The organism is Streptomyces corynorhini (assembly GCF_003346515.1).
In the GTDB taxonomy this organism is placed as follows: Bacteria; Actinomycetota; Actinomycetes; order Streptomycetales; family Streptomycetaceae; genus Streptomyces; species Streptomyces corynorhini.
Genome location: NZ_QQNA01000277.1, coordinates 1 through 5,283, shown reverse-complemented (window position 1 = coordinate 5,283; position 5,283 = coordinate 1). Strand labels below are relative to the sequence as shown.

Annotated in this window: 5 protein-coding genes; 1 reads left to right on the top strand and 4 read right to left on the bottom strand. The window is 70.5% G+C overall.

Annotated features, from left to right (window positions below; genetic code table 11):
• Nucleotides 1-83: 83 nt before the first annotated feature.
• From DVH02_RS28620 to DVH02_RS28605, 4 genes are all read right to left on the bottom strand, one after another.
• Nucleotides 84-788, bottom strand: coding sequence for an FMN reductase (locus DVH02_RS28620; RefSeq protein WP_114626755.1), 705 nt, complete (start codon nt 786-788; stop codon nt 84-86).
• Nucleotides 785-1,915: an LLM class flavin-dependent oxidoreductase gene (locus DVH02_RS28615; protein WP_114626756.1), complete on the bottom strand. Its 1,131-nt coding sequence runs from the start codon at nt 1,913-1,915 to the stop codon at nt 785-787. The genes DVH02_RS28620 and DVH02_RS28615 overlap by 4 nt, the downstream gene beginning before the upstream one ends.
• A gap of 254 nt (nt 1,916-2,169) precedes the next feature.
• On the bottom strand, nt 2,170-4,149 hold the full coding sequence (locus DVH02_RS28610) for a YncE family protein (protein WP_114626754.1): 1,980 nt from the start codon (nt 4,147-4,149) through the stop codon (nt 2,170-2,172).
• A 184-nt stretch (nt 4,150-4,333) separates the two neighbouring features.
• Complete coding sequence (locus DVH02_RS28605) at nt 4,334-4,639, bottom strand: hypothetical protein (protein WP_114626753.1); 306 nt, start codon at nt 4,637-4,639, stop codon at nt 4,334-4,336.
• A gap of 209 nt (nt 4,640-4,848) precedes the next feature.
• Here DVH02_RS28605 and DVH02_RS28600 point away from each other — a divergent pair.
• Nucleotides 4,849-5,283: hypothetical protein (locus DVH02_RS28600; protein ID WP_199566449.1), on the top strand; the 435-nt coding region annotated here is incomplete at its 3' end.

Here is a 5,283-nt window from a genome sequence, read left to right as displayed (position 1 = left end):
CTCCGCGTCGCCTCCCTCCTCCGCCTTGCCATGCTTGCCCCTCACCCCGCTCCTTCCTCCACCCCACCTATTCGCGCGGCCTCTTACCGACCGTTCCCGGAGACGTTCGCGAGGAGCTGCGCGAACGGTACGACCTCGTCCCCGTCGTCCCCGTCGGCCAGCTCTCCCGTTTCTCGTCCCTCGGACCCCTCCTGCCCCGCGGACGCGGATTCAGGCGTCCGCCCCGTCGGCGTTCCGCTCAGCAGCCGCGCCAGCTCGCCGCCCGCGCGGTCGATCCGGGCGGGCAGCCCGCCCGCGTGCCGGTCCGCGCCCGTGCCCCAGTCGTCGGTGGCCGCGAAGACGGCCGTCGGCAGGGTGAGCGCGTGGAGGTACGAGAAGAGCGGGCGCAGCGCGTGCTCCACCACGAGCGAGTGGCGCGCGGTGCCGCCGGTCGCGGCCAGCAGGACGGGCGTACCGCTGAGCGCGTCCGGCTCGACCAGGTCGAAGAAGGACTTGAACAGTCCGCTGTACGACGCGGCGAAGACCGGCGTCACCACGATCAGCCCGTCCGCTCCGGCCACCGCCGCCAGCGCGTCCCGCAGCGCGTTCGCCGGGAAGCCGGTGACCAGGTGGTTCGCGATGTCGACCGCCAGATCGCGCAGTTCCACGACGGTGATGTCCGCCTTGCGGTCCGCGGCGGCCAGCTCGCGGCCCGCCGCCTCCGTCAGCCGGTCGGCCAGCAGCCTGGTCGAGGACGGCCTGCTCAGTCCTGCGGAGACCGTGACGAGCTTCAGCCGCTGCCCGGTCATGCGCGGACCTCCGTCCCTACGGTGGCGGCGGCCCCTACGGTGGCGGCGGCCCGTACGGTGGCGGCGGCTGCCGCCGCCGGGTGCACCGGTCCGTCCGGCACCCCGGCGGGCCGCAGCGCGGCGAACTCCTTGCGCAGGACGGGCACGACCTCCTCGCCCAGCAGGTCGAGCTGTTCCAGCACGGTCTTCAGCGGCAGCCCCGCGTGGTCCATCAGGAACAGCTGGCGCTGGTAGTCGCCGAAGGAGTCGCGGAACGACAGCGTCTTCTCGATGACCTGCTGCGGGCTGCCGACGGTCAGCGGCGTCTGCTCGGTGAAGTCCTCCAGCGAGGGCCCGTGCCCGTACACCGGCGCGTTGTCGAAGTACGGGCGGAACTCCCGTACCGCGTCCTGCGAGTTCTTCCGCATGAACGCCTGGCCGCCGAGGCCGACGATCGCCTGTTCCGGGGTGCCGTGCCCGTAGTGCGCGTAGCGCTTGCGGTAGAGGCGGATCAGCTGCTGGAAGTGCTCCTTGGGCCAGAAGATGTTGTTGGCGAAGAAGCCGTCCCCGTAATAGGCGGCCTGCTCGGCGATCTCCGGCGAGCGGATCGAGCCGTGCCAGACGAACGGCGGGGTCCCGTCCAGCGGGCGCGGCGTCGCGGTGAAGCCCTGGAGCGGCGTACGGAACTGGCCCTCCCAGTCCACGACGTCCTCGCGCCACAGCCGGTGCAGCAGCGCGTACTTCTCGATGGCCAGCGGGATGCCCTTGCGGATGTCCTCGCCGAACCACGGATAGACCGGGCCGGTGTTCCCGCGCCCCATCATCAGGTCGACGCGCCCGTCGGCCAGGTGCTGGAGCATCGCGAAGTCCTCGGCGATCTTCACCGGGTCGTTGGTGGTGATCAGCGTGGTGGAGGTGGAGAGGATCAGCCGCTCGGTGGTGGCCGCGATGTGGCCGAGCATGGTGGTGGGTGAGGACGGGACGAAGGGCGGGTTGTGGTGCTCACCGGTCGCGAAGACGTCGAGCCCGACCTCCTCGGCCTTGCGGGCGATGGCCACCATCGCCTTGATCCGCTCGTGCTCGGTCGGCGTACGTCCGGTGGTCGGGTCGGTCGTGACATCGCCGACGGTGAAGATCCCGAACTGCATCGCGCTCACCACTTCTCTCGTGTCCGTCGCTTTAGTTGAAGCTTCAACTGAACTGTACAACGACGGACCGGCGGTCGCTATTCCGCCCCGCGAAACGGGAAACGGAGAGGCCGGACGAGGGCTGCTGCCCCCGACCGGCCTCGGCTGCTTCGTACCGCTCAGTAATGCTTCGTACTGCTTAGTGCTACCTCGTGCTGATCAGTACTGCCTCGTGCTGCCTCGTACTGGCTCGTACTGCTTCGTGCTGCCTCGTGCTACTTCGTGAAGATGAAGTACTTCCACGCGCCGTGCGTCGTGTAGTTCACGTTGTCACCCGACGTGCCCTTGATGTACGACGAGCGCATCCGGACCCGGATCCCGGTGTCCCGCTCGCCGGCCAGCTCGACGGCGGACTTCCCGTTCGTGCCCAGCGAGAAGTACTCGTCGCCGAGGCTGTACCAGCGGCCGTCGTAGTACATCTCCATGGTGAACCGCTGCGCCCGCCCCTTGTGGTACGTCATGGCCGTCGTGAACAGCGGGTTCGTCTTCTTGTGGAAGTACGCGTACGTCGTGGAGCCGATCTTGCCCGTCTTGTAGTGGCGGGAGACCGACGTGGAGACCTTGGCCCTGGCCTGCGCCGTGGACTTCACGGACTTGGTGGCGTAGCGCGCGTCGCCCGTGAAGGTGGCGGTGACCGTGGTGTTGCGGGTCATCTTCACGGTGGCCGACAGATTGCCCTTGGAGTTGACCTTGCCCTTCTTGATCAGCTTCTTGGGCTTGTCGGCGCCGTACGGGTCGGCGTAGATCTCGACCGTGCGGTTCTTGTACGTGGTGCCGAGGTGCGCGGTGAAGGAGACGGCGGTGCCGTACGCGTACACCTTGCCGTTGCGGTCCAGCTTCAGGCCGGGCGCCGCCCGCGAGACGTTCACCTTGGCGGACGCGGAGGAGGCGGTGTGCGTGGCGCTGCCCGCGTACGTGACCTTGTAGGTGACCTTGCCGCCCGCAGGCGGGGTGTCGGAGAAGGAGAACGTGCCCTTCGCGTCCGTGGTCTTCTTCGTCCCGAGCGACGTGCCCTTCGGGGACTCCAGGTCGGTCCGCGTGACCGTCAGCGGGGTCCCCGCCGGGAGCGCCACGGACGCGGTGATCCTGCCCTTGACCGTGAGCGCCTTGGCGCGGGTCGCGGAGGCGGGCGCGGTGGCCGTCAGGGTCGTGACCGACTTGGTGGGGTCGGTCAGGACCCGCAGGGAGTACACCCCCCGGCTGTTGCCGGACACGGCGAACAGCCGCCCGCCGCCCGGCTCCCAGGCCAGGGCCCCGGCCGCCAGCGTGTCCGAGGCGCTGGTGTTGCCGGTGTTGGGGAAGTCGTACTGCCGTACCGCCTTTGTGGCGCCCGGCTGGAAGACGTGGACGTCCGTGTCGTACCAGGAGTCGCTGCCGGCCGCGACCGTACCGTCGGCCCTGACGTCCACGGCGTTGGCGTAGTCCGTCGTGGGGTACGAGCCGGTCTCCGCGAGGTCGGACGTCCGCAGGATCCAGTGGTACTTGTCGCTGTTGGCCGTGATGAGCCGGCTGCCGTCCGGGGTGAGCGCGAAGTCGACGTTCCTGCCGTGCGACCCGGCGGCCGAGGCGGTGCGGACCGCCGTACCGTCCGAGACGTCGTACACGCCGAGCCGGGACGAGGTCGTGTTCGGGTCCCCGGCCACCAGGAGGTCCGGGGCGCCGGGGGTGGCGTCGAGCTTCGGCGTGCCGTACCAGCCGCTCTCGTCGTCCTGGCCGAGGGTGACCACGGGCTCCTCGCCCGACACCTCAAGCGAGCCGATGTTGCCCGTCGTACCGGTGCTGTACGAGAACCAGAGCTTGCCGCCCGCGAGGACGACGTCCTCCGGGGCGGTGTTGTCGCCGGTCGCGTACCGCGCCGACGGGGTGACCGTGCGCGTCGAGACGGCCACGACGGAGTCGTCCCCCGGCACCGCCGCGTACAGCTGCTCGGAGTCGGCGGAGAGCGCGAGCCCTTCCACGCGGGGCAGCCCGGAGACGGTCCCGAGGACCGTGCCCGCGTAGTCGGTCGCGACGACCTTGCCCTGGGTGGGATCGCTGATGAAGACCCTCTTGTGCACGCCGTCCACGACGACGTCCCCGGCGGAGCCGACCGGCAGGACCTTGGCCGAGTCGGCGGTCGCCGTCCCCGCGGCGAGCACCACCGATCCGAGGAGTACCGCGAGCGCTGTCGCGGCCGGAAGTATGCGCGTACGCATGATGAAGTTGTTCCCCCCACGCTGAAACCCCTGGCCGTGACGCCGGTCAGGGTGAAGGAAGAGTAAGTCACGCGTACGACAAGACGATCACCAGGGCGCGGGTGTGCGGACCGCGTCGTGGCAGGTGGGCGCGGGCGGCGCGGGCGGCGCGGGCGGCGTGGTTCACGCGCGGTTCACGCGTGGTTCAGTCGGTGTCGCGGCCGGAGTCGGGGTCGGTCTCGCGGGCGGTGTCGGTGTCGCGGTAGGTGTCGTGGCGGTCTCGCGCTCGCTGGTCGTCCGTGTGCCGGTCCTCTTCGCGCCTGGACGTGGACGTGGACCCGGACGTGGACCCGGGCCCGGACCTGGACCTCTTGCCGGGGGCCCACGGGTTTCGGCTGTAGGGGTACGCGGCGATGTCCTGCCGGTGGTGCGCGTTGACCAGATGAATGAGCAGCACACCCACCGCGATCAGGGCGAGGATCACGACCACGCTGACCCACCAGTTGTTCATGAGGCACCCGCCTCCTCGGCGCGAACGCCGGTAGGGCTCAGTGCCCAGTGCCGCGGGCTCGCCGGGAAACGGCGCTGGGTTCGGTAGCGATTGCCTGAAATGTCCCCGGCGGTCTCAGCGTACTCCGGGTGCCACGAGCCGGCCGCTTTTCATCCGGTGCCCAGCCGGTGCACAGGTACGCCACAGCCGCTGTTCCTAGCCTCGCGCCCATGCCACGCCACCGGATCGCCTCCCACGCGCGCGGATCCGCCGCGCGCAGGGCCGTTTCGCCCGCCCTCACGGGCCTCGCCCTGCTCCTGGTGCTCGCCCTGTCCGCGTGGGTGGTGACGCGGGCGGGGTCGGGGCGGAGCGTCGGGGCGGGCGCCCTGACCGGTTCGTCCCGGGCGGCTCTGGTGCCGCCCGAGCCGTCCGCGACCACGTCCGCGTCTGTGTCCGCTTCGGTGTCCGCGTCGGCTTCGGCTTCGGCTTCGGTGTCCGCTTCGTCGGCCACCGCGCGTGCCGATCAGGAGCTGTCCGAGCGGCTCGCCGCCGTCCTGACGTCCTCGGGGGCGGCGGCGACGGCCTCGCTCCAGGTCGCCGTACTCGATGTACGCGATCTGGCGGACGGAAGCGCCCCCGTCCGCTCCGGCGCGCGCTCCACGGGG